The 22,333-nt window shown below is 71.3% G+C and carries 21 protein-coding genes and 3 tRNA genes; 5 read left to right on the top strand and 19 right to left on the bottom strand.

Annotated elements, in window-relative coordinates:
* Positions 1-80 precede the first annotated feature (80 nt).
* From leuS to ACFWJO_RS03940, 3 genes are all read right to left on the bottom strand, one after another.
* Positions 81-2,951, bottom strand: a complete 2,871-nt coding sequence (gene leuS / locus ACFWJO_RS03950) for a leucine--tRNA ligase (RefSeq protein ID WP_386863233.1) — start codon at positions 2,949-2,951, stop codon at positions 81-83.
* A gap of 263 nt (positions 2,952-3,214) precedes the next feature.
* Positions 3,215-3,287, bottom strand: a tRNA-Ala gene (locus ACFWJO_RS03945).
* Positions 3,288-3,355: 68 nt separating this feature from the next.
* A tRNA-Ala gene (locus ACFWJO_RS03940) sits at positions 3,356-3,428 on the bottom strand.
* A gap of 122 nt (positions 3,429-3,550) precedes the next feature.
* Here ACFWJO_RS03940 and ACFWJO_RS03935 point away from each other — a divergent pair.
* Positions 3,551-4,939: a glycosyltransferase 87 family protein gene (locus tag ACFWJO_RS03935; protein WP_386863232.1), complete on the top strand. Its 1,389-nt coding sequence runs from the start codon at positions 3,551-3,553 to the stop codon at positions 4,937-4,939.
* On the opposite strand, the gene ACFWJO_RS03930 is transcribed toward ACFWJO_RS03935, so the two are convergent.
* The 8 genes from ACFWJO_RS03930 to ACFWJO_RS03895 form a co-directional block, all read right to left on the bottom strand.
* On the bottom strand, positions 4,918-5,151 hold the full coding sequence (locus tag ACFWJO_RS03930) for a hypothetical protein (protein ID WP_005317760.1): 234 nt from the start codon (positions 5,149-5,151) through the stop codon (positions 4,918-4,920). The two genes, ACFWJO_RS03935 and ACFWJO_RS03930, sit on opposite strands and share 22 nt — an antisense overlap.
* 250 nt (positions 5,152-5,401) lie before the next feature.
* Positions 5,402-5,474 (bottom strand) — tRNA-Ala (locus ACFWJO_RS03925).
* Positions 5,475-5,613: 139 nt separating this feature from the next.
* Entirely contained in the window at positions 5,614-6,267 is a 654-nt protein-coding gene (locus ACFWJO_RS03920; protein ID WP_386863320.1) for a histidine phosphatase family protein, read from the bottom strand.
* The gene (gene rsfS / locus ACFWJO_RS03915; protein WP_384416825.1) at positions 6,264-6,701 is read right to left on the bottom strand and encodes a ribosome silencing factor; all 438 of its coding nucleotides are present in this window, start codon (positions 6,699-6,701) and stop codon (positions 6,264-6,266) included. Before rsfS ends, ACFWJO_RS03920 begins: the two co-directional genes overlap by 4 nt.
* 80 nt (positions 6,702-6,781) lie before the next feature.
* On the bottom strand, positions 6,782-8,545 hold the full coding sequence (locus tag ACFWJO_RS03910; protein WP_386863231.1) for an LCP family protein: 1,764 nt from the start codon (positions 8,543-8,545) through the stop codon (positions 6,782-6,784).
* A 19-nt stretch (positions 8,546-8,564) separates the two neighbouring features.
* Positions 8,565-9,185 (bottom strand): nicotinate-nucleotide adenylyltransferase, encoded by a 621-nt coding sequence (gene nadD / locus ACFWJO_RS03905; protein ID WP_128979797.1) that lies wholly within the window; start codon positions 9,183-9,185, stop codon positions 8,565-8,567.
* 53 nt (positions 9,186-9,238) lie between these two features.
* A complete protein-coding gene (locus ACFWJO_RS03900; protein ID WP_384416701.1) occupies positions 9,239-9,403 on the bottom strand; it encodes a hypothetical protein in 165 nt (54 codons plus the stop codon).
* Between the two features lie 83 nt (positions 9,404-9,486).
* Complete coding sequence (locus ACFWJO_RS03895) at positions 9,487-9,729, bottom strand: hypothetical protein (RefSeq protein WP_386863327.1); 243 nt, start codon at positions 9,727-9,729, stop codon at positions 9,487-9,489.
* Between the two features lie 128 nt (positions 9,730-9,857).
* On the opposite strand from ACFWJO_RS03895, the gene ACFWJO_RS03890 reads away from it, so the two are divergent.
* Positions 9,858-10,979 (top strand): M48 family metallopeptidase, encoded by a 1,122-nt coding sequence (locus tag ACFWJO_RS03890; RefSeq protein ID WP_386863230.1) that lies wholly within the window; start codon positions 9,858-9,860, stop codon positions 10,977-10,979.
* Here the strand turns inward: ACFWJO_RS03890 and ACFWJO_RS03885 are convergent.
* The 8 genes from ACFWJO_RS03885 to rfbA form a co-directional block, all read right to left on the bottom strand.
* Positions 10,964-12,043, bottom strand: a complete 1,080-nt coding sequence (locus ACFWJO_RS03885) for a hypothetical protein (RefSeq protein ID WP_386863229.1) — start codon at positions 12,041-12,043, stop codon at positions 10,964-10,966. The genes ACFWJO_RS03890 and ACFWJO_RS03885 overlap by 16 nt on opposite strands.
* 99 nt (positions 12,044-12,142) lie before the next feature.
* On the bottom strand, positions 12,143-12,715 hold the full coding sequence (locus ACFWJO_RS03880; protein ID WP_386863228.1) for a hypothetical protein: 573 nt from the start codon (positions 12,713-12,715) through the stop codon (positions 12,143-12,145).
* Between the two features lie 89 nt (positions 12,716-12,804).
* Complete coding sequence (locus tag ACFWJO_RS03875; protein ID WP_384416692.1) at positions 12,805-14,088, bottom strand: glutamate-5-semialdehyde dehydrogenase; 1,284 nt, start codon at positions 14,086-14,088, stop codon at positions 12,805-12,807.
* Positions 14,089-14,327: 239 nt separating this feature from the next.
* Positions 14,328-14,816 carry a hypothetical protein gene (locus ACFWJO_RS03870; RefSeq protein ID WP_386863227.1) on the bottom strand — a complete coding sequence of 163 codons (489 nt, stop codon included), beginning with the start codon at positions 14,814-14,816 and terminating at the stop codon, positions 14,328-14,330.
* A gap of 168 nt (positions 14,817-14,984) precedes the next feature.
* Positions 14,985-16,106 carry a glutamate 5-kinase gene (proB, locus tag ACFWJO_RS03865; protein ID WP_384416686.1) on the bottom strand — a complete coding sequence of 374 codons (1,122 nt, stop codon included), beginning with the start codon at positions 16,104-16,106 and terminating at the stop codon, positions 14,985-14,987.
* Positions 16,107-16,297: 191 nt separating this feature from the next.
* A complete protein-coding gene (galE, locus tag ACFWJO_RS03860; RefSeq protein ID WP_386863226.1) occupies positions 16,298-17,287 on the bottom strand; it encodes a UDP-glucose 4-epimerase GalE in 990 nt (329 codons plus the stop codon).
* Positions 17,288-17,412: 125 nt separating this feature from the next.
* On the bottom strand, positions 17,413-18,018 hold the full coding sequence (gene rfbC / locus ACFWJO_RS03855) for a dTDP-4-dehydrorhamnose 3,5-epimerase (RefSeq protein WP_386863225.1): 606 nt from the start codon (positions 18,016-18,018) through the stop codon (positions 17,413-17,415).
* A 27-nt stretch (positions 18,019-18,045) separates the two neighbouring features.
* On the bottom strand, positions 18,046-18,924 hold the full coding sequence (rfbA, locus tag ACFWJO_RS03850) for a glucose-1-phosphate thymidylyltransferase RfbA (protein WP_384416678.1): 879 nt from the start codon (positions 18,922-18,924) through the stop codon (positions 18,046-18,048).
* Between the two features lie 126 nt (positions 18,925-19,050).
* On the opposite strand from rfbA, the gene rfbB reads away from it, so the two are divergent.
* From rfbB to ACFWJO_RS03835, 3 genes are read left to right on the top strand one after another with little or no spacing between them, the layout of a single operon-like run.
* The gene (gene rfbB, locus ACFWJO_RS03845; protein ID WP_384416675.1) at positions 19,051-20,037 is read left to right on the top strand and encodes a dTDP-glucose 4,6-dehydratase; all 987 of its coding nucleotides are present in this window, start codon (positions 19,051-19,053) and stop codon (positions 20,035-20,037) included.
* On the top strand, positions 20,037-20,972 hold the full coding sequence (gene rfbD, locus ACFWJO_RS03840) for a dTDP-4-dehydrorhamnose reductase (RefSeq protein WP_386863224.1): 936 nt from the start codon (positions 20,037-20,039) through the stop codon (positions 20,970-20,972). The genes rfbB and rfbD overlap by 1 nt, the downstream gene beginning before the upstream one ends.
* Positions 20,969-22,237: a hypothetical protein gene (locus ACFWJO_RS03835; protein ID WP_386863223.1), complete on the top strand. Its 1,269-nt coding sequence runs from the start codon at positions 20,969-20,971 to the stop codon at positions 22,235-22,237. The genes rfbD and ACFWJO_RS03835 overlap by 4 nt, the downstream gene beginning before the upstream one ends.
* Positions 22,238-22,333: the final 96 nt, after the last annotated feature.

Genomic DNA, 22,333 nt, shown 5'->3' with positions numbered 1-22,333 from the left:
ATTCGAACCCTCAACCTGCCCCTAGCCTCCCCCTAGGGGTAGCGCGCCGTCAGGCGGGCTGTGCCCCGGGAGGTCGGTCGTCAGCCGGCGACGATGTTCACCAGCTTCGGCGCGCGGACGATCACCTTGCGGATCTGCGCGCCGCCCAGCGCGGCCACCACGTTCGCGTCACCCAGCGCCAGCGCCTCCAGGTCCGCGTCGCTGATCGACGGGGAGACCTCCAGGCGCGCCTTGACCTTGCCCTTGATCTGCACGACGCAGGTCACGGTCTCGTCCACGACGTAGGCCGGGTCGGCGACCGGGAAGTCCTGGTGGACGACCGAGTCGGTGTGGCCCAGGCGGTGCCACAGCTCCTCGGCGATGTGCGGGGCCAGCGGCGCGACCAGCAGCACCAGCTGCTCGGCGACCGGGCGGGACACCGCGCCGCCGCTCTTGGTCAGGTGGTTGTTCAGCTCGGTGATCTTGGCGATGGCGGTGTTGAAGCGCATCGCGACCATGTCCTGGGCGACCCCGTCGATGGCCTTGTTCAGGGCACGCAGCGTGTCCTCGTCGGCCGGCTCGTCGACGACCGTGACCTCGCCGGTCGCCTCGTCGACGATGTTGCGCCACAGCCGCTGCAGCAGTCGGTACTGGCCGACGACGGCGCGGGTGTCCCACGGGCGGGAGACGTCCAGCGGGCCCATGGCCATCTCGTACAGGCGCAGGGTGTCGGCACCGTACTCGGTGCAGATCTCGTCCGGCGTGACCGCGTTCTTCAGGGACTTGCCCATCTTGCCCAGGACGCGGCTGACCTTCTCGCCCTCGTAGTAGTAGCCGCCGTCGCGCTCCTCGACCTCGGCGGCCGGCACGGCGATGCCGCGGGAGTCCCGGTAGACGAAGGCCTGGATCATGCCCTGGTTGTACAGCTTGTGGAACGGCTCCGCGGAGGAGACGTGGCCCAGGTCGAACAGGATCTTGGACCAGAAGCGGGCGTACAGCAGGTGCAGCACGGCGTGCTCGGCGCCGCCGACGTACAGGTCGACGCCACCGGTGGGCATGCCCTCGCGCGGGCCCATCCAGTACTGCTCGATGGCCGGGTCGACCAGCTTCTCGTCGTTGTGCGGGTCCAGGTAGCGCAGCTCGTACCAGCAGGAACCGGCCCAGTTGGGCATGGTGTTGGTCTCGCGGCGGTACTTCTTGGGGCCGTCGCCCAGGTCCAGCGTGACGTTGACCCAGTCCTCGTTGCGGGACAGCGGGGTCTCCGGCTGGGTGTCCGCGTCGTCCGGGTCGAAGGTGCGCGGCGAGTAGTCGTCGACCTCCGGCAGCTCCAGCGGCAGCATGGACTCGGGCAGCGAGTGGGCGACGCCGTCCTCGTCGTAGACGATCGGGAAGGGCTCGCCCCAGTAGCGCTGGCGGCTGAACAGCCAATCGCGCAGACGGAAGTTGACGGTGCCCTCGCCGATGCCGCGGTCGGCCAGCCAGGAGGTGATCTTCGCCTTGGCCTCGACGACGCCCAGGCCGTCCAGGGAGATCTCGTCGTTGGCGGAGTTGATCAGCTTCGCCTCGTACGAGCCGAAGGCGTCGTCCCAGGTGGACGGGTCGGTGCCGCGGTCGTCGCTCGGCTCCACGACGCAGCGCATGGGCAGCTCGAAGGCGCGCGCGAAGGCGAAGTCGCGGGCGTCGTGCGCCGGGACGGCCATGATCGCGCCGGTGCCGTAGCCCATCAGGACGTAGTCGGCGATGAAGACCGGGACCTGCTCGCCGCTGACCGGGTTGGTCGCGTACGCGCCGGTGAAGACACCGGTCTTGTCCTTGGCCTCGGCCTGCCGCTCGACGTCGGACTTGGCGGCGGCCTGCTTGCGGTAGGCGTCGACGGCCTCGGCGGGGGTGGCGTGTCCGCCGGTCCACACGTCGTGGGTGCCCTCGGGCCAGGCGGCCGGGACGATCTTCTCGACCAGGTCGTGCTCCGGGGCCAGCACCATGTAGGTGGCGCCGAACAGGGTGTCCTGGCGGGTGGTGAAGACGGTGATGGCGCCGGTGTCGCCGACCTGGAAGTCGACGCGGGCGCCCTCGGAGCGGCCGATCCAGTTGCGCTGCTGCAGCTTGATGGCCTCGGGCCAGTCCAGGCCGTCCAGGTCGTCCAGCAGGCGGTTCGCGTAGGCGGTGATGCGCATGTTCCACTGGCGCAGCTTGGCCTTGAAGACGGGGAAGTTGCCGCGCTCGGAGCGGCCGTCGGCGGTGACCTCCTCGTTGGCCAGGACGGTGCCCAGGCCGGGGCACCAGTTGACCGGGGCGTCGGAGGCGTACGCCAGGCGGTACTCGCCCAGGACGTCGGCGCGCTCGACGGCGCTCAGCTCGCTCCACGCGCGCGTGGAGCCGGGGATCTCACGGGCGCCGCTCTCGAACTGCTCGACCAGCTCGGCGATCGGGCGGGCCTTCTTGGCGTCGGCGTCGTACCAGGAGTTGAAGATCTGCAGGAAGATCCACTGGGTCCACTTGTAGTACTCCGGGTCGATCGTGGCGAACGACCGGCGCTTGTCGTGGCCCAGGCCCAGCCGGCGCAGCTGGGCCTTCATGTTCTCCATGTTGGCCTCGGTGGACACGCGCGGGTGCGTGCCGGTCTGCACCGCGTACTGCTCGGCCGGCAGGCCGAAGGCGTCGAAGCCCAGGGTGTGCAGCACGTTGTGGCCCGACATGCGCGCGTGGCGGGCGAAGACGTCGGTGGCGATGTAGCCCAGGGGGTGGCCGACGTGCAGGCCCGCACCGGACGGGTACGGGAACATGTCCATGATGAACTTCTTGGGGCGGGCCGCCACGGCCGCGTCCCCGGCCAGGTCACCGCTGGGGTTCGGGGCCTCGTAGGTGCCCTCGGCGTCCCAGGCGTCCTGCCAGCGTGCCTCGATGTCGGCGGCCAGGGCCGCCGTGTAGCGATGCGGGGCCGCCGTCTCGGCAGCCGTGTTGATCTCGGTCATGGTCCTTGAAGCTCCATCGATCGTCTCTGCCCACTGCCAGCACTGCCACGAAATGAAAAATCCCCTCGCACAGGAGGGGACGCCGCGCCGATGCCGACCGGATCTTCATCCGTCGGGACTGATCAGCGCGGCTCGCTAAGCAGAAGGCGTACGGCACGCATGGCGTCAGGGTACCGCAGGGCCCGAGCGGGCCGCACCGGCGTTCCGGGGAGTGGCACACGACGAAGCGGGCCATCCGATCCGGATGACCCGCTTCTCATCTGTGGAGCTAAGGAGAATTGAACTCCTGACCTCTTGCATGCCATGCAAGCGCTCTACCAACTGAGCTATAGCCCCTTGCGAGGGAACAGAGTACCGCAGAAGCGGTGCGAGCCGATCCTTCCGGACGACCCGCTTCCCTTCTGTGGAGCTAAGGAGAATTGAACTCCTGACCTCTTGCATGCCATGCAAGCGCTCTACCAACTGAGCTATAGCCCCTTGCTGCTCGTCACCGCTCCGGCTTGCGTCGCGGCGACGAACAGAACAGTAACCGGCGGTCCGACGGTTCTCCAAATCCGTTTCTCCGGAGCCGTGCGGAGCTTTGGGTAGGGTCGCCGACTGTGTCCGTCTCCGCGCTCCCTCCGACCCGCGCCCGCCGGTGGCCCCTCGCCACCGCCGCGGCGGTCTGTCTGCTGTCGTTCACGGCCTTCTGGGTGGCGCAACGCCTCGCCCACGTGAACATGCTCGACGTGATGGTCTACCGGGCCGAGGCCGAGACGCTGCGGGCCGGTGAGGACCTCTACGCGATGCGCGCCACCTCGGCGAACCTCGCGATGACCTATCCGCCGTTCGCCGCCGTCCTGTTCCTGCCGCTGACCCTGGTGAGCGTGCCGCTGATGCGGACGCTGACCACCGCGGGGAACCTGCTCCTGGTGGTGGCGCTGGTCCAGCTCTCGCTCCAGCTGGTCCGTCCCGGGCTCGCGCGCCCGGCGGGCCGCGCCGAGCTGTGGCGCAGGACACTGCTGATCGCCGCGGTCGTCGTCTGGTGCGAGCCGGTCTGGACGACGCTGCGCTACGGGCAGATCAACCTGCTCATAGCGGTGGCGGTGCTCTGGGACCTGACCCGCCGCGAGGGAAGCCGCTGGGCCGGCCTGGGCATCGGGCTCGCCACCGCCGTGAAGCTCACCCCGGGTCTCTTCGTGGTCCTGCTGCTCGCCGCCGGCGTGCTGCTGTGGCGCCGGGACCGGACGGTGAACCAGTGGCTGCGGACGGCACTGACGGCCACCGGGGTGTTCCTGGGGACGACGCTGATGATGGCGGTGGCCCTGCCGGCCGACTCGCGGAGGTTCTGGACGGGGACGCTGTTCGAGACCGGCCGGGTCGGCCACGCCGAGGAGACCGCCAACCAGTCCATCAGCGGGGTCCTCGCCCGGCTGATGCACACCGACGCGCCGGGCCTGTGGTGGGCGGCCACCGCGGCCCTCCTGGGCGGCGCGGCGATGGTCCTCGCGGTACGGGCCGCGCTCCGCGGCGACAAGGCGGTGGCCGTCACCGTCACCGCGTTCACCGCCCTGATGATCAGCCCGATCTCCTGGTCCCACCACTGGGTGTGGTGCGTGCCCCTGCTGATCCTGCTGTACGACCGCTGCACGCGCGCGTGGACGGTGACGGGAGCCGTGGCACTGGCCTTCGCCTCGTTCGCGCTCTGGTGGGTGCCGCACGACCCGGGTCGCCCCGAACTCGACCAGAACGCCGGGCAGATGCTGCTCTCCGCGGTCTATCCGCTGACGGCGTTCGCGGTGTTCGCGGGTTACGCGCTGGTGCGATGGCGGGCGCGCCGTTCACGGCCGGGCGGGCACGCGGCCGCGGACCCGGCCGCGGACGCTCGCCGGGACGGATCCCGGACGGAGGACTCCCAGGAGGACCTGTCGCAGGCGGACGTGTCGCAGGAGGACGTCGTCGCGCCCCGGTCCGCCGTGGGCGGGCGTCAGGCCGTGGCGAAGGAGTAGAACCGCTTCAGGGTGCAGTGCTCGTCGAGGAGCCGGCCGTAGATCGGCTCCCCTTCGAGCTCGCGGTAGGTCTCGATGGGGTCGCCTTTTATGATCAGCGCCCGCGCGCACTCCTCGCACCAGTACTGGAACTCGGGGTTGACCGGGTCCATGTCCCGGACGATGGGCGTACCGCTGCCGCACCAGTCGCACTTCCGCCTGTGTGCACCCATCACTCAGCTCCCGCTGTGGGCGCGGGACGTGTGCCGGGTTCGTGGCCCGGGAGCGGATTCCGCGACGGCATCGGCATCGATCTCCTCGGCACCGTCCACGGCCATGCGCGCTCCCTCCCGCCCGGACCCGGTTCCCCTCCGGCGGTCCGATTCTGCCATGGCCCCGCAAGGGGGTCAGCGGGCTTCGGCACGTCGGGAGGTGACGGAACGACGAATCCCGCCCCCTACTGGGGACGGGATCCGGTGACTGTGGAGCTAAGGAGAATTGAACTCCTGACCTCTTGCATGCCATGCAAGCGCTCTACCAACTGAGCTATAGCCCCTCGTGTTCCCCGCGCCGTGCGCTGCGAACAAGAAGAACTTTAGCCTGTGACCTGCCGGAAAGTGAAATCCGGGTGGGGCGGGCCGGTCGGGGGACCGGCTGACCGCCGCCGCGGGGCTCGGCGCAGCCGCCGCGGGGCCTCAGTCGTCGTCGCCGAGAACGGGCTCGGGCAGCGTTCCGGCGTTGTGCTCCAGAAGGCGCCAGCCGCGCGCTCCCTCGCCGAGGACGGACCAGCAGCAGTTCGAGAGACCGCCCAGGCTCTCCCAGTGGCGGGCTTCCAGGTCGAGCAGCCGGCCGATGGTGGTGCGGATGGTGCCGCCGTGGCTGACCACGACGAGCGTGCCGTTCTCGGGCAGCTTCTCCGCATGCGCCAGGACCACCGGGGCGGCCCGGTCGGCCACCTCGGTCTCCAGCTCGCCGCCACCGCGGCGCACCGGCTCGCCGCGCTTCCAGGCGGCGTACTGCTCGCCGTACCGCGCGGTGATCTCGTCGTGGGTCAGACCCTGCCACTCCCCCGCGTACGTCTCGCGCAGCGCGGAGTCGTGGGCGACGGCGTGACCGGTGATCGCGGAGAGCTCGGCGGCCGTGGCCGACGCGCGCTTGAGGTCGGAGGCGACGATCGCGTCCGGCTTCAGGGCGGCGAGCAGCCTGGCGGCGCGGCGGGCCTGGAGGACACCGGTCTCGGTGAGCTCGATGTCCGTGCTGCCCTGGAAGCGGCGCTCCAGGTTCCAGGAGGTCTGGCCGTGGCGCCACAGCACGATGCGGCGGCCGGTGCCGCCCTTGCCGCTGGTCAGCTCAGCTCACCGTCCGTCCCGTCGGTCCCCATGAGCCGGGCGTGCTCCTCGGCCTTGCCGCGGGTCTTGAGGGCGTCCTCGGGCAGCGGCAGCTCGGGGCAGTCCTTCCACAGCCGCTCCAAGGCGTAGAAGACCCGCTCCTCGCTGTGCTGGACGTGGATCACGATGTCGACGTAGTCGAGGAGGATCCACCGGGCGTCGCGGTCACCCTCGCGGCGCACCGGCTTGGCGCCGAGATCCTTGAGGAGCCGCTCCTCGATCTCGTCGACGATCGACTTGACCTGGCGGTCGTTGGGCGCGGAGGCGAGCAGGAAGGCGTCGGTGATCGACAGCACGTCGCTGACGTCGTACGCGATGATGTCGTGCGCGAGCCGGTCGGCCGCCGCCTGGGCGGCGGCGTTGACGAGCTCGATGGAGCGGTCCGTGGCGGTCACAAGCAGGCTTTCGTCGGCGGTCAGAGACACCTCAAGGGTCTCATGTACCACCGACGGGCCCGAAAAGGATTACAGAACGGTCACCGCTTGGCGCCGGGGATCTTGTAGTCCCCGCCAAGAATCACGGTGACCTCGGCGTTTCCGCTGGGCTTGCCCTTGGTGACGGATCCCGCCGGGAGCCCCAGGGTCTTGGCGACCTCGGCGGCGGTCGCCTTCTGGGCGTCGTCCGCGTAGACGACCTGCGACTTCTCCTGCGTGCCGGCCTTGGTGCCGCCGACCACGGCGTAGCCGCCGTTGATCAGGACCACCCGGGCCGCCTCGGTGGCGTCCTCGCCGGTGGCGTCACGGATCGCGACCCGGGTCGCGGCGCCCTGCTCGGGGGCGCTGACCTTGCCGCCGAGGATGTCCTTGACGACGCTGTCGCCGGTGGCGCCGCTGAGGGAGCCGTCGGGCTCGACGGGCAGCAGCGCGGTCTTGTAGTCGCCGACCTTGGCGTGCTCGGCGAGCTTGGCGAGGGAGGCGCCGAGGTCCTTCTCGGGCAGCGACGGGTCGAGGATCTGGGCCAGGGTCTCGATGGTGACCGTGGCGGCCTTGGGGTCGTCGGAGATCTTCCGCAGCACGCCGTACATGACCTGGCCGAAGCGCTGGAGCTGCTTGGCCTCGGCCTCGCCGGGCGCCCGGTAGGTGGCGTAGGCGACGGCGGCGCGCCCGTTGAGGGTCTGGTTCTCGCCCTTCTTGACCAGCGGCTCGGCGCCGGACTTGTCGCCGGGCACATCGGTGTCGGTGGTGATGTCGATGTTGCTGACGAGCTCGACGAGGTTCTCCAGGTACGGGGTGTCGAGCCGCCAGGTACCGGTGATCTTCGTGCCGAGGAGGTTGCCGAGCGCCTCACGGGTGCCGCTGGAACCGTCGTCCTCGACGGACTTGGCGAGGGTCGTGGTGGCGCCTTCGTCGTCGGCGACGGCGAGCGCGTTGGGCAGCAGGACGGTGGTGCCCTGCTTGGTGGTGGCGTTGTCGACGAGGAGGGCGGTGGAGGTGCCGCCGCCCTTGGTGTCGTGCAGGTGGACGACGATGGTGTCCCGCTGCTGCGGGCCCGTGGCGGTGTTCTGCGCGGGGCCGTCGCCGCCCATGCCGGGGAGTCTGCCGGCCGACCAGAGGTAGCCGACGCCGCCGACGGCGGCGAGCACGAGGACCACGACGAGGGCGACGACGCGGTTGCGGCCGCGGCGGCGGGCCTCCTCGCGCCGCTCGGACCGGCTCTCGGTGAACTTGAGCCAGTCGATGACGTCCTCGGAGTCCTCGTCGGGCTCCTCGATGAAGGAGAACTGCTCCGTGCGGTAGGCACGCCCGTCGTCCTCGGGTGCCGGGCGCTGCCCGGGCACGCCGGCGGGCGGGGCGGGTGGTGCCGCCGGGGCGGGGGCCTGGGCCGGCGGCGCGGGCGCGGGCTCGGTGCGGACCGCCCACTGCCGGCCCGTGTCGTACTGCTGACCCGTGTCGTACGGCCGGCCCGTGTCGTACGGGTGGCCCGTCTGCGTGTGGCCGGTCTGCGTGTGACCGGTGTCGTACTGCTCGTGGTCGTACGACGGCTGCTGGGCGTACGGGTCGTACTGCGGCTGCTGGGGCTGGTGGGGCTGGGGCGCCTGCGCGGGCTGCTGCCCGTACGGGTCGTAGCCATAGCCCTGCTGCTGGTCGTGCTGCTGGTACTGCTGAGGCTGCTGCTGCGCGTACGGGTCGTAGTGCTGCTGCGGGACCTGCTGCTGGTACACCGGCTGCCCGTACGCGTCGTAGCCGATGATCTGCGGCTGCGGACGGTACGGGTCGTACGGGTTCTGCTGATCGTTCACCGGTGCCCCTCCCCGAGGCTCACTCGCCGCGGTACAACTGGCGCTTGTCGATGTAGCGCACCACACCGTCCGGGACCAAATACCAGACCGGGTCGCCCTGTGCGACCCTCGCCCGGCAGTCCGTGGAGGAGATGGCGAGCGCGGGGACCTCGACCAGCGACACGCCGCCCTTGGGCAGGCCGTCGTCGGTGAGGTCGTGACCCGGGCGGGTGACGCCGATGAAGTGGGCGAGCGCGAAGAGCTCCTCGGCGTCGCGCCAGGTGAGGATCTGCGACAGCGCGTCGGCGCCGGTGATGAAGAAGAGATCCGAGTCGCTGTTGAGGGAGCGCAGGTCCCGCAGCGTGTCGATGGTGTACGTCGCGCCGCCCCGGTCGATGTCGATGCGGCTGACGGAGAACTGCGGGTTGGACGCGGTGGCGATGACCGTCATGAGATAGCGGTCCTCGGCCGGCGAGACGGCCTTGTGGCTCTTCTGCCACGGCTGCCCGGTCGGCACGAACACGACCTCGTCGAGGTGGAACAGGGCGGCCACCTCGCTGGCGGCCACCAGGTGTCCGTGGTGGATCGGGTCAAACGTTCCGCCCATCACGCCGAGTCGGCGCTTGCCGCGACCGCCAGTAGGCACTTCCTGCTCTCCCATGCGTGCAGAGCCTACTGGCACGGCGGCGAACGCCGGATCAGCGGCCTCGCGGCTCAGCGGTCCCGGTTGAAGCGGGTGGTGATCCACAGGAGCAGAAGGAGCGCGAGCAGGGCGCCGCCACCCGTCACGTACGGGTTGAGGCTTTCGTGGTTGCCGCCGTGCTCGGCACCCTCGTTCGCGAGCGTGACCAGGTTGGCGGCGGTGGCGTGGAGGCTCATCTTCGGCAGGACCTTCGATCGGGGATGGGAGCGGAGACTTCGCGCACATCGTATGCGGCGCGTCGCGGAGCGCTCACGCCGACTCAGGCGTTGGCGTCACCGGGGCCGTTTTCGGTGCGTGCGCCGGCGGCCTCCGGGCTCTTCGCGGTCTCCTCGGTCTTCGCGGGGTCCTCGCCGCCGTTGCCGTAGCCGCGCAGCAGGAACCAGGCGAGGAGGGCGGCGCCGACGATCGAGACGAGCAGGGCGATCCGCAGCGTGTCGCCGGCGCCCTGCTCCGAGGCCGCGGCGAACAGCGGCGTGACGGCGGTGGTCGCGATGTCCGGCATGGTGGTCGTGCTCCTCGGTTGTCCACAGTGCCCGAGTTATCCACAGGCTCCGGCACACGGTAGTCGCCTCGCCTAGTCTGGGTTGAGTCAGGGGGACGAGCACCGACTCGTACGAACAGGGGGTATCCATGACCGATAACCACCAGGGACACCTGCCAGGGCGGCAGCGCAAGCGCTTCCCCGGTATCTCCTCGCGGGCCTATGAGCACCCGGCCGACCGCTCGGCGCTGGTCGCGCTGCGGAAGCTGAGCGGTTTCGACACGGTCTTCAAGGCACTGAGCGGACTGCTGCCCGAGCGGAGTCTGCGGCTGCTGTTCCTCTCCGACTCCGTGCGGGTGAGCGACGCGCAGTTCTCCCATCTCAACGACATGCTGCGGGACGCCTGTTACATCCTGGACCTGGAGAAGGTCCCGCCGATGTACGTCACGCAGGACCCGAAGCCGAACGCGATGTGCATCGGTCTCGACGAGCCGATCATCGTGGTCACGACCGGTCTGGTGGAGCTGCTCGACGAGGAGGAGATGCGGGCCGTCGTCGGGCACGAGGTGGGGCACGCGCTGTCCGGCCACTCGGTGTACCGGACGATCCTGCTCTTCCTCACCAGCCTGGCCCTCAAGATCGCCTGGATCCCGCTGGGGAACGTGGCGATCATGGCGATCGTCACCGCGCTCCGCGAGTGGTTCCGCAAGTCGGAGCTCTCGGCCGACCGGGCGGGGCTGCTCGTGGGTCAGGACCTGCAGGCCTCCATGCGCGGTCTGATGAAGATCGCCGGCGGCAACCACCTCCACGAGATGAACGTGGACGCGTTCCTCGCCCAGGCCGACGAGTACGAGAAGGGCGGCGACCTGCGCGACTCCGTCCTGAAGATCCTCAACGTGCTGCCGCGCTCGCATCCCTTCACCGCGGTGCGGGCGGCGGAGCTGAAGAAGTGGTCCGAGACCCGCGACTACCAGCGGATCATGGACGGCCACTACCCGCGGCGCTCGGAGGACAAGGACACCTCGGTGACCGACTCCTTCCGCGAGTCGGGGCGGCACTACGCGGACCACGTGCGCACCAGCAAGGATCCGCTGATGAAGCTGGTCAGCGACATAGCCGGCGGCGCCGGTGACCTCGCGGGCGACCTGGGCGGGAAGCTCTTCGGCCGGTTCGGCGGTGCCGCCGGCGGCCAGGGCGGCGCGAAGGGATCGCCGGGGTCCCAGGGCTCGCCGGATGCCGGCGGCGCGGAGCCCGGTCAGAGCGAGGGCTGAGCGCTCGGCGCGAGCGCGCCGCAGAGCGAGGAGGTGGTGGGCCGGCCCGTGGCGTACGGGTCGGTGACCGCCCGGCGGCTCGGGTCGCCGGCCCGCTCGCCCGCGAGGAGCGGCCGCAGCGAGCCGGCGGTGTCGGCGTCGCAGGACTGGGGGCCCGCCTCGACGGTGCTGGTCAGCAGTTCGGCGCGGTGCATCCGCAGGTCCTCGCGGTCGAAGCGGAAGTGCAGCTCGCGGTGGACGGTGAACAGCGAGGCCTGGGGCGTCGGGCCGCCGCTCGAGGTGGCGGGCCGGACGGCGTAGGTGAAGGTGTGGTCCGTCGTGACGTCGATCAGGTCGGTGTCGACCTCCGCGAACCGCAGGGTCCCCTGGACGCGGACGGACGGGTCGGCGAGGACGACCTCGCGCGGGTCGAAGCGGATCAGCCAGCCGGCGGCGGCGTGCCGGCCGTCGTCCTGGGACGACTCGACGCTCCGGTCGAACTGCTCCAGCTGGTCGGGGTCGAGGAGGAGCCGGGGCGGGCGGACGGTGAGTCCGGCCAGGACGTCGGGTTCGAGGGAGGAGGCGGCCAGGTAGTCCTTGGCGATGCCGAGGGCGGTGACCACCTGGCTCTCGGAGAAGTGCGTGGTGCGGGCGGCGAGCGGGAGGTTGATGCCGGCGGCGCCGGTGCGGTATTCGGCGACGGGGCTGTGGGCGAAGAGACTGTCCGGAGTGCCGCCGGCCACGGGGCCCTGCGGGGCGAGCGGGACCACCGTGGTCCGGAGGGGTTCGGCCCGCTGGTCGACGGGGGCCTGGTACGGGTTGCGGACGCCCAGGTAGACGGCGGTGCCGAAGGCCAGCACGATCAGCAGGACGAGCAGCAGGGCCTGCCGGGAGCCGCTGCGGCCGTCCCAGGCCGGGCGGGAGCGGACCGCCTGCGAGTGCTCGCCCATCCGCTCCTCGGCGGAGAACTCCTGGAGGCGGGCAGCGCGGACGAACGCCTCGTCGAAGACGACGGATCGGTACTCGTCCTCACCGCCGGGGACCCCCTCGGGAGTCCCCTCAGGCGGGTCGCCACGCCCTGCCATACCTTCAGGGTAGGTCGGCGGAAGCTTCGGTAAACGCCCAGGTACACGACAACTTCGGAAGAATTCCGACGCGGTTGCGGCAAACGGACCAAGGGCTCTCTAAGGAGCGCTCGGAGCAGCGGGAACGGGGGGTGCGGAGGTCGCCGTGGCGGCGGAGGGGACGGCCCGGGGCTTGTCGACGCCGGTGGTGGCCGGCGGAGGCATGCGGTCCTGGCGGTTGGCGGAGGCGCCCCGGTAGACGGCGCTGAAGGCGAGGGCGACCATGCCGACGCCCATGACCAGGGCGAGGACCCAGGCGACGGGGCGGTGCCAGCGGGCGCTGCCGCGGTAGGGGCGCAGGGCGCCGCCGTGGGGGCCGTAGGGGCCGTAGTCGTCGTCGGCGGTGTCCGGGTCGTAGCCGTCGGGGTGGCGGGCGACGTCGTAGCCGTCCTCGTAGGGCTCCTCGTCGGCGAGACCGGCGACGGCGCGGGCCCGGGCGGCCTCGGCCTCGGCACGGGCCTGGGCGGCGGCGAGCAGCCGCTCGACGGCGGTCGGCTCGTGGATCTCGGCGGCCCTTACGAAGTCCTCGTCGAAGACCACGGTGGCGAAATCCTCGTCGGCGCCGCCGCGGTCGACAGAGTCCTCGGGGTCCCCGCCGTCCTGGAACGGCATGCCCCCCACGTCGTCCGGCACGGGTTCAGAGTAGACCGGGAAGGGGGTTTTGGGCAGGGAGAGCGCAAACTGTCCCTGCCCCGATCGGGCGTCCGACGAGCGGGCGCCGGTTACCGTACGTGACCGTCGCCGGTCACGATGTACTTGGTGGAGGTGAGCTCCGGAAGGCCCATCGGGCCCCGGGCGTGCAGCTTCTGGGTGGAGATGCCGATCTCGGCACCGAAGCCGAACTGTCCGCCGTCCGTGAAGCGGGTGGAGGCGTTGACGGCGACGGTGGTCGAGTCGACCAGCTGGGTGAAGCGGCGTGCCGCGGCCTGGGAGGTGGTGACGATGGCCTCGGTGTGACCGGAGGACCAGAGCCGGATGTGCTCGACGGCCTTGTCGAGGGAGTCGACGACGGCGGCGGCGATGTCGTAGGAGAGGTACTCGGTCTCCCAGTCCTCGGGGGTGGCCGGGACGACGGTGGCCTTGGTGCCCTCGGCGCGCGCGAGGACCCGCTCGTCGGCGTGGACGGTGACGCCGGCCTCGGCCAGGGCGTCCAGGGCGCGCGGCAGGAAGGCGTCCGCGATGTCCTGGTGGACCAGCAGGGTCTCGGCGGCGTTGCAGACGCTGACCCGGTGGGCCTTGGAGTTGATCAGGACCTCCACGGCCATGTCGAGGTCGGCCTGGGCGTCGACGTAGACGTGGCAGTTGCCGGTGCCGGTCTCGATGACCGGGACGATGGACTCCTCGACGACGGTCTTGATCAGCGAGGCGCCGCCGCGCGGGATGAGGACGTCGACGAGGCCGCGGGCGCGCATCAGCTCGCGGACGGAGTCGCGGGACTCGCCGGGGACGAGCTGGATGGCGTCGGCCGGCAGCCCGGCGCCGCCGACGGCGTCGCGCAGCACCCTCACGAGGGCGGTGTTGGAGGAGTACGCGGAGGAGGAGCCGCGCAGCAGGACGGCGTTGCCGGACTTCAGGCAGAGGGCGGCGGCGTCGACGGTGACGTTGGGCCGGGCCTCGTAGATGATGCCGACGACGCCGAGCGGGACGCGGATCTGGCGCAGGTCGATGCCGTTGGGGAGGGTCGAGCCGCGGACGACCTCGCCGACCGGGTCGGGGAGCGCGGCGACGTGCCGGACGTCGGCGGCGATGGCCCGTACGCGCTCGGGCGTGAGGGTGAGCCGGTCGATGATGGCCTCGCTGGTGCCGGCCTCGCGGGCGCGGGCGATGTCCTCGGCGTTGGCCTCGACGATCTCGGCCGTGCGGACCTCCAGGGCGTCCGCCATGGCCAGCAGGGCGTCGTCCTTCGTCGCGCGCGGGAGTGGCGCGATTTCGGCGGCCGCGGCGCGGGCCCGGTAGGCGGTCTGGGTGACCGGGGACATGTTGTCGAAGGGCATGAGCGAGGTCATGCCCGCAGGGTACTGGCACCACTGCGGACATCCCTCACGTATCCCGCTCCTGTCCCGTACTGCGAGACGTCCGCCGACCGCATGCCGAAAGGCCGGAAGCCGTCCGTAGCCGGATGCCCAGGAGCCCGGCAGCCGTCACAGCAGCAGGATGCCGTCGGTAGCCGGAAGCGCCGTCCGCAGACGCACGTCCGCGGCAGACGCACGTCCGCCGCAGACGGGAGCGGCCGGGGCCGGCGGCGTCAGTAGGGGTGGACGCCTACCGGGGCGGCCGGGGGCGGGCCGTAGCCTTCGGCGATCCGCTGGTGGTAGGTCTCCCGGTCGATGACCTCGAGGCCGACGATCTCCCACGGCGGCAGCTTGGCGCTCTGCCGGTGCTCGCCCCACAGCCGCAGGGCGACGGCGGCCGCGTCGTGGAGGTCGCGGGCCTCCTCCCAGTAGCGGATCTCCGCGTGGTCGTTCGCATAGCGGCTGGTCAGCAGGAAGGGGTGGTCGTGGGCCAGCTGTTCGAGGGCCCGGCGCACCTCCTTCAGCGGTGCCTCCGCGCCGGAGACGCTGAGGGTGATGTGCCAGAGCTTGGACACCTCCCGCTCCGGTGCCCCCGTGTCCGCCCCGGAGTCCTCGGGGGACTCGTCGAAGGATTCCTCGTCGAAGTCGGCTCCGGCCTCGACGCTCGTCAGGGCGCGTTCGGCCGTCCCGCGGGGCGATGCCCCTGGGCGCGCTCGTCTCACCGGCGGCCTCCTGTGTGATGCCTGTGCTGCGTGCTGCGATCTGCTGCGCGTGCTGGTGTTCCCCACCCTCTCGTTGCCCCCGAGACAAAGTTGACCAGCCCGCGGCGGCGCATGGGGCGGTTTTGGTAAAGGTCCCTACCGGATGACCAGACTTTCAGCCGTTTCGGTTCACATGACGACGAGGTCGTCGCGGTGCACGACCTCGCGCTCGTACTCCGGTCCGAGTTCGCGGGCCAGCTCGTGGGTGGAGCGGCCGAGCATCCGGGGGATCTCCTTGGCGTCGAAGTTGACGAGCCCACGGGCGACGGCGCGGCCCGCGGTGTCGCGCAGTTCCACCGGGTCGCCGGCGGTGAACTCGCCCTGGACGGCCGCGATACCGGCTGCGAGCAGCGACTTCTTGCCCTCGACCACGGCCCGGACGGCGCCGTCGTCGAGGGTGAGGTGGCCCTGCGGGGTGGAGGCGTGGGCGAGCCAGAGCAGCCGGTCGGCGGAGCGGCGGCCGGTGCGGTGGAAGTACGTGCCGGTGTCGCGGCCGGCGAGGGCGTCGGCGGCGCGTACGGCGGAGGTGAGCACCACCGGGATGCCGGCGGCGGCCGCGATCCTGGCGGCCTCGACCTTGGTGACCATGCCGCCGGTGCCGACGCCCGCCTTGCCGGCCGAGCCGATCTCGACGTGGGCGATGTCGTCCGGTCCGCTGACCTCGGCGATGCGCGAGGTGCCGGGCTTGGAGGGGTCGCCGTCGTAGAGCCCGTCCACGTCGGAGAGGAGCACGAGCAGGTCGGCGCGGACGAGATGGGCGACGAGCGCGGCGAGCCGGTCGTTGTCGCCGAAGCGGATCTCGTCCGTGGCCACGGTGTCGTTCTCGTTGACGACCGGCAGGGCGCCCATGGCCAGGAGCTGGTCGAGGGTCCGGTAGGCGTTGCGGTAGTGGGCGCGGCGGCTGGTGTCGTCGGTGGTGAGCAGGACCTGGCCGACGCGTACGCCGTACCGGGCGAAGGAGGCCGTGTAGCGGGCGACGAGCAGGCCCTGGCCGACGCTGGCGGCGGCCTGCTGGCGGGCCAGGTCCTTGGGACGGCGGGTGAGGCCGAGCGGGGCGAGTCCCGCGGCGATGGCGCCGGAGGAGACCAGGACGATCTCCTTCTCGCCGCCGCTGCGGACCTTGGCGAGGACGTCCACGAGGGCGTCGACGCGGTCGGCGTCGAGGCCGCCGGACGCGGTGGTCAGCGAGGACGAGCCGACCTTCACGACGATCCTGCGGGCTTCCGTCACGTACTGCCTTGCCTCTGTCACCTGCGTCGTCCTCGCCGTCCTGCTCGCCGTCGTGCTCATGTGCCCTTGTCGCGGCCCGTGTTCCGGCCCGTCTTCAAGTCCGTGCCCGAAGCCCGTGCCCGAAGCCCGTGCCCGAAGTCCGTGCCCGAAGCCCGTGGCCGTGGTTCCGCGTCGGCAGGCAATCTACGCGAGCCGGTTCGGGCGCCGCCCGTCTATTCCGCCGGCTGGACCGGGCGCGCGGTGTGCGCGGCCCAGGCCGAGGCGATCATCGAACGGACGTCGTGGCGGGCGGTCCAGCCCAGCTCGGCGGAGATCCGTTCGGCCGAGGCGACCACCTTGGCCGGGTCGCCGGCCCGCCGGACGACGACCTCGGGTTCGACGTCGTGGCCGGTGACCTCGCGGACCAGGTCGATCATCTCCCGTACCGAGACGCCCTCGCCGCGGCCGATGTTGAGCGTCAGGTCGTGGTGCTCGCCCTTCGCGGCCCGCTCGGCGAGCCGGCGGGCGGCGGCGAGATGGGCGTCGGCGAGGTCGGCGACGTGGATGTAGTCGCGGACGCAGGTGCCGTCGGGCGTCGGGTAGTCGTCGCCGAAGATCAGCGGCGGCCGTCCGGCGTCGAGCCGCTCGAAGACCATCGGCACCAGGTTGGAGACACCGGTGTCGGCGAGTTCGGGCGCGGCGGTGCCCGCCACGTTGAAGTAGCGCAGACAGGCGGTGGCCATGCCGTGGGCGCGGCCCACCGCGCGCACCATCCACTCGCCCGTGACCTTGGTCTCGCCGTACGGGCTGAGCGGGGCGCACGGGGTGTCCTCGGTCACCAGGTCGGTGTCGGGCATGCCGTACACGGAGGCGGAGGAGGAGAAGAGGAAGGACCGGACGCCGGCCTCGGCGGCGGCTTCGAGGAGGACCTGGAGGCCGGTGACGTTCTCGCGGTAGTAGAGGAGCGGGCGTTCGACGGACTCGCCGACGGCCTTCTTGGCGGCGAGGTGGACGATCCCGGTGACCGCGTGCTCGCGCAGCACCCGGTCGACGAAAGCCCGGTCGAGGACGCTGCCGCGCTCCAGCGGCACGGCCGCGGGCAGGCGGGCCGGGTCGCCGTTGGAGAGGTCGTCCAGGACGGCCACCCGCTCACCGGCCTCGGTCATGGACTTGACGACATGGGAGCCGATGTAGCCGGCGCCGCCGGTGATGAGCCACGTCATCCGGGCAGCCTAACCCGAAAGGGACGGCGGCCCGGCCGCTCCCCCGAGGGAGCCGCCGGGCCGCCGCACGCCCGTCGAAGCCGGGCCGCCAGACGCCCGTCGGAGTCGGGCCGGGACGGCCGGGGTCAGCCGCGCTCCGCCAGCGAGGCGCGGAACGCCACGCACTCCTCGTAGACCGGCAGGATGCCGGCCTCGCGCGCCTGCGCGAGGGTCGGGCCCTCGGCGTCCTTGGCGGACAGCTCGGGCACCCCGTCGACCGGCCACTCGATGCCGATCTCCGGGTCCAGCGGGTAGACGGTGCGCTCGCGCTCCGGCGCGTATCCCTCGGAGCAGAGGTACGTCACGGTCGCGTCGTCCGTCAGCGCGCAGAAGCCGTGGCCGAGGCCCTCGGAGAGGTAGACGGCCTTGCGGTCCTTGTCGTCGAGGCGCACGGCCTCCCAGCGGCCGAAGGTCGGCGAGCCGACCCGGACGTCGACGATGATGTCGAGGACCGCGCCGCGCACGCACGTCACGTACTTGGCCTGGCCGGGCGGCACGTCGGCGAAGTGGATGCCGCGCACGACGCCGGCGGCGGACACCGAGAGGTTGCCCTGCTTCAGGTTCAGCGGGTGGCCGACCGCCTCGGCCATGCGCTCCGCCTTGTACCACTCCAGGAAGAGGCCGCGGGCGTCACCGTGCTGCTGCGGGACGAACTCCCACGCGCCCTCGATACCAAGGGGGTTGACCTTCATGGAAAGAGCCGTTTCCTCTCTCGGGCCTCAGGCCTGCTCGGCTTCGTACGCCAGCAGGTCGAGCAGGTAGTCGCCGTAGCCGCTCTTGGTCAGCGGCTCGGCGAGGGTGCGCAGGTGGGCGTCGTCGATGAAACCGGCGCGCCAGGCGGCCTCTTCGAGGCAGCCGATCTTCATGCCCTGGCGCTCCTCGACCACGCGGACGTACTCGGAGGCCTGCACGAGGGACTGGAAGGTGCCGGTGTCCAGCCAGACGGTGCCGCGGTCCAGGACGGAGACCTGGAGCTCGCCGCGGTCGAGGTAGTGCTTGTTGACGTCGGTGATCTCCAGCTCGCCGCGGTCGCTGGGCTTCAGGCCCTTGGCGATCTCGACGACCCGGCTGTCGTAGAAGTAGAGGCCCGGCACCGCGTAGCGGGACTTCGGGTTCTTCGGCTTCTCCTCGATGGAGCGGGCGACGCCGTTCTCGTCGAAGTCGACGACACCGTAGGCGGTGGGGTCGGAGACGGCGTGGGCGAAGACCACACCGCCCTCGGGCGCGCTGTACTTGGCCAGCTGACGGCCGAGGCCGACGCCGTGGAAGATGTTGTCGCCGAGGATCAGGGCGACGGGCTCGTCACCGATGAATTCCTCGCCGATGACGAACGCCTCGGCAATTCCGTTCGGCTTCTCCTGGGTCGCGAACTGGATGTCCAGTCCGAAATCGGACCCGTCGCCCAGAAGGCGCTCGAACTGCGGGCGCTCCTCCGGCCCGGTGATGATCAGAATCTCCTTGATCCCGGCCATCACGAGGGTCGAGAGGGGGTAATAGATCATCGGCTTGTCGAAGACCGGCATCAGCTGCTTCGACACGGCTCGGGTGATCGGCCACAGTCGGGAGCCGGTACCACCGGCAAGCAAAATTCCACGCATGGGCACGCAGCCTACGGCAGCGCCGGGGGCCCGACCGCCACGGCCGCCCTACCCCCTACGTGAGAACGGCCACGGAACGCCGGGCGAACTGGTGTCGGCAACGGAGCCCATAGAATGGTGGCCCTTATGAGGATTCTGGTCACCGGCGGCGCCGGGTTCATCGGTTCACAGTTCGTGCGGGCACTGCTCTCCGGAGAGCTGCCCTCAAGCGAGGGCGCCCAGGTCACCGTCCTGGACAACCTCACCTATTCGGGTAACGAGGCCAATCTCGCCCCTGTGGCGGACAAGCCCGGCTACACCTTCGTCCAGGGCGACATCCGCGACTACGCGACGGTCGACGACGTGATGCGCGGCCAGGACGCGGTGGTGCACTTCGCCGCCGAGTCCCACGTGGACCGCTCGATCCTGGACTCCTCGCCGTTCGTCACCACGAACGTGCTGGGCACCCAGGTGCTGCTCGACGCGGCCAAGCGGCACGGCGTCGGCCGGTTCGTGCACGTCTCCACGGACGAGGTGTACGGCTCGATCTCCGAGGGTTCCTGGACCGAGGACTGGCCGCTCGCGCCGAACTCCCCGTACTCGGCGTCGAAGGCCGGCTCGGACCTGCTCGCGCTGTCGTACCACCGCACGCACGGCATGGACGTCGTGGTGACCCGCTGCTCCAACAACTACGGGCAGTACCACTTCCCCGAGAAGATGATCCCGCTGTTCACCACGAACCTGCTGGACGGGAAGAAGGTGCCGCTGTACGGCGAGGGCCTGAACATCCGCGACTGGCTGCACGTCTCGGACCACTGCCGTGGCATCGAGATGGTGCTGCGCGGCGGCCGCGCCGGTGAGGTCTACCACATCGGCGGCGGCACCGAGGTCACCAACAAGGAGCTCACCGGTCTGCTGCTCGACGCCTGCGGCGCCGGCTGGGACATGGTCGAGCACGTCGAGGACCGCAAGGGCCACGACCTGCGCTACTCCCTGTCGATCGCCAAGATCCAGGAGGAGCTCGGCTACACGCCGCAGGTCACCTTCGAGCAGGGCCTCGCCGACACCGTCCAGTGGTACCGCGACAACCGCGCCTGGTGGGAGCCGCTGAAGGCGAAGGCGGCGCTGGCCTGATGAGCGCCGACGCCCCCGGGGCCGAGGCCCCCACCCGCTGGCTGATCACCGGTGCCGCCGGGATGCTCGGCCGTGACCTCGCCGAGGTCCTGGCCGAGGCCGGCGCCGAGGTCACCGCGCTGACCCGCGCCGACCTCGACATCACCGACGCCGACGCGGTCCGCGCGGCGGTCGACGGCCATGACGTGGTCGTCAACGCCGCCGCCTGGACCGACGTCGACGGCGCCGAGACCGAGGAGGCCGCGGCCACCCGGATCAACGGGGACGGCCCGCGCGCCCTCGCCGCGGCCTGCGCCGCGACCGGCGCGGTGCTGCTCCAGGTCTCGACCGACTACGTGTTCCCGGGCGACGCCACCGAGCCGTACCCGCACGACGCCCCGACCTCTCCGGTGAACGCCTACGGCCGCAGCAAGCTCGCGGGCGAGGAGGCGGTCCTGGAGCTGCTGCCCGAGCGCGGCTACGTGGTGCGTACGGCGTGGCTGTACGGGGCGCACGGCCGGAACTTCGTGGCGACGATGCTGGGCCTGGCGGCGCAGCGCGAGACCCTCGACGTGGTCGACGACCAGCGCGGCCAGCCGACCTGGACCCGGGCGCTCGCGCGCCAGCTGCGGGACCTGGGCCGGGCGGCCGTGCGGGGCGAGGCCCCGGCGGGCGTCTACCACGGCACGGCGTCCGAGACGGCGACCTGGTTCGACCTGGCGCGGGCGGCCTTCGAGCTGACCGGCCTGGACCCGGAGCGGGTGCGGCCGACCACCTCGGAGAAGTTCGTCCGGCCGGCCCGGCGTCCCTCGTTCAGCGTCCTCGCGCACGAGCGCTGGGCCGAGGCGGGCGTGGCGGTGCAGCCGCACTGGCGTGAGCAGCTGACCGAGGCGCTGAAGGTCATGGCTCCGGGCGCGGGCCCGGCTCCGGCTGCGGGCGGACGGTCGGGCGCGTGACGGTGCTCGACCGCATCACCACGGCCCTGCCGCGCGGTACCGCGTTCGTCGGCATCGGCACGGCGCTGCTCGGCGGGGCGAACTACGTCCATCTCGCGGCGGCGGGCCACTCGCTCTCCGTCGACGACATGGCGAGCTTCTCGGTCCTGTGGACCGTGGTGGCCTCCATAGGTCTGGGTCTGTTCTTCCCGGTCGAGCAGGAGGTCACCCGCGTGGTGGCCGCCCGGGTGGTGGCCGGCGACGGCGCGCTGCCCGTGCTGCGGCGCGGGGCGGTGCTCTCGTTCGGACTGCTCGCGGCGGTGCTGCTGCCGCTGGCGGTGTGGGCGGGCCCGGTCGCGGACCTCTTCTTCCACGGCGACCGGGGTCTGGTGGTCGCGCTCGGCGGTGCCTTCGCGGCGCTGGCCTGCGCCCATGTGACCCGCGGGGTGCTCGCGGGGCTGGGCCGCTTCGAGTCGTACGGGCTCCAGCTGGGGCTCGACGGGCTGCTGCGGATCGTGTTCTCGGTGGCGCTGGCGCTGGCCGGGGTCTCGTCCGTGGTGGCGTTCGCCGCGGTGATGACGGTCGCGCCGCTGGTCTCGGTGCTCGTGACGCTGCCGCCGGTGCTGCGCGGGGCGCGGCCGGGTTCGACCGCGCACTGGCCCGAGCTCATCGAGCACCTCGGGCTGCTCGTCGGCTCGACGCTGCTCGCTCAGGTGCTCGTCAACATCGCGGTGATCAGCACCAAGCTGATCTCGACGGACGACAGCGCGCTGGTCGCGGCGCTGTTGTCGGCGCTGGTGCTGGCGCGGGTGCCGCTGTTCGCGTTCGGCGCCTTCCAGGCCTCGCTGCTCGCGGGCCTGTCGACGGCGCAGGCCGAGGGCGACGCCCAGGGCTACCGCCGGCTGCTGCTGCGGGCGTGCGCGATCACGGGGGGCATGGGCGTGGTGTTCGGCGTCGGCGCGGTGGCGCTCGGCCCGTTCCTGCTGCCGGTGCTGTTCGGTTCGCCGGACGTCCTGGGGCCGGTGGACTTCCTGTGGCTCTCGGTCGGCACGACGCTCTACATGATGGCGATGGTGCTCGGCCAGGCGCTGCTCACGAGTGGTGCGGCACGGCAGCAGCTGGTGTCGTGGATCGTGGGAACGGCCGTTCTTCTGGCGGTCACACTGAGTCCCCTGGAGCTGCGCACCAGGGTCGAGGTGGCCTACGCCGTGGGGTCGCTGGCGGTGGTCACCTGCATGACGCTCCTTCTTCGCCCTCGTGTACGCTACCGTTCGGTGCACTCATAGGAATGATCACCATTCCCTCACTCTCCGTGACCAACGCGACGGACAGTGTGCTGCGGTATCGCGGCCGTCCTTCGCCCCTTTCCCCCCGGAAAAAGT

Source organism: Streptomyces sp. NPDC127092 (assembly GCF_042722475.1).
Classification (GTDB): Bacteria; Actinomycetota; Actinomycetes; order Streptomycetales; family Streptomycetaceae; genus Streptomyces.
This window is presented reverse-complemented; position numbering and strand designations above follow the sequence as displayed.

Coding starts and splice junctions, on each gene's coding strand:
- leuS (WP_386863233.1), bottom strand. CDS start 2,951: ATGACCGAGATCAACACGGCTGCCGAGACGGCGGCCCCGCATCGCTAC.
- ACFWJO_RS03930 (WP_005317760.1), bottom strand. CDS start 5,151: ATGGGTGCACACAGGCGGAAGTGCGACTGGTGCGGCAGCGGTACGCCC.
- nadD (WP_128979797.1), bottom strand. CDS start 9,185: ATGGGAGAGCAGGAAGTGCCTACTGGCGGTCGCGGCAAGCGCCGACTC.
- ACFWJO_RS03900 (WP_384416701.1), bottom strand. CDS start 9,403: ATGAGCCTCCACGCCACCGCCGCCAACCTGGTCACGCTCGCGAACGAG.
- ACFWJO_RS03895 (WP_386863327.1), bottom strand. CDS start 9,729: ATGCCGGACATCGCGACCACCGCCGTCACGCCGCTGTTCGCCGCGGCC.
- ACFWJO_RS03890 (WP_386863230.1), top strand. CDS start 9,858: ATGACCGATAACCACCAGGGACACCTGCCAGGGCGGCAGCGCAAGCGC.
- ACFWJO_RS03885 (WP_386863229.1), bottom strand. CDS start 12,043: ATGGCAGGGCGTGGCGACCCGCCTGAGGGGACTCCCGAGGGGGTCCCC.
- ACFWJO_RS03875 (WP_384416692.1), bottom strand. CDS start 14,088: ATGACCTCGCTCATGCCCTTCGACAACATGTCCCCGGTCACCCAGACC.
- galE (WP_386863226.1), bottom strand. CDS start 17,287: ATGACGTGGCTCATCACCGGCGGCGCCGGCTACATCGGCTCCCATGTC.
- rfbC (WP_386863225.1), bottom strand. CDS start 18,018: ATGAAGGTCAACCCCCTTGGTATCGAGGGCGCGTGGGAGTTCGTCCCG.
- rfbA (WP_384416678.1), bottom strand. CDS start 18,924: ATGCGTGGAATTTTGCTTGCCGGTGGTACCGGCTCCCGACTGTGGCCG.
- rfbB (WP_384416675.1), top strand. CDS start 19,051: ATGAGGATTCTGGTCACCGGCGGCGCCGGGTTCATCGGTTCACAGTTC.
- rfbD (WP_386863224.1), top strand. CDS start 20,037: ATGAGCGCCGACGCCCCCGGGGCCGAGGCCCCCACCCGCTGGCTGATC.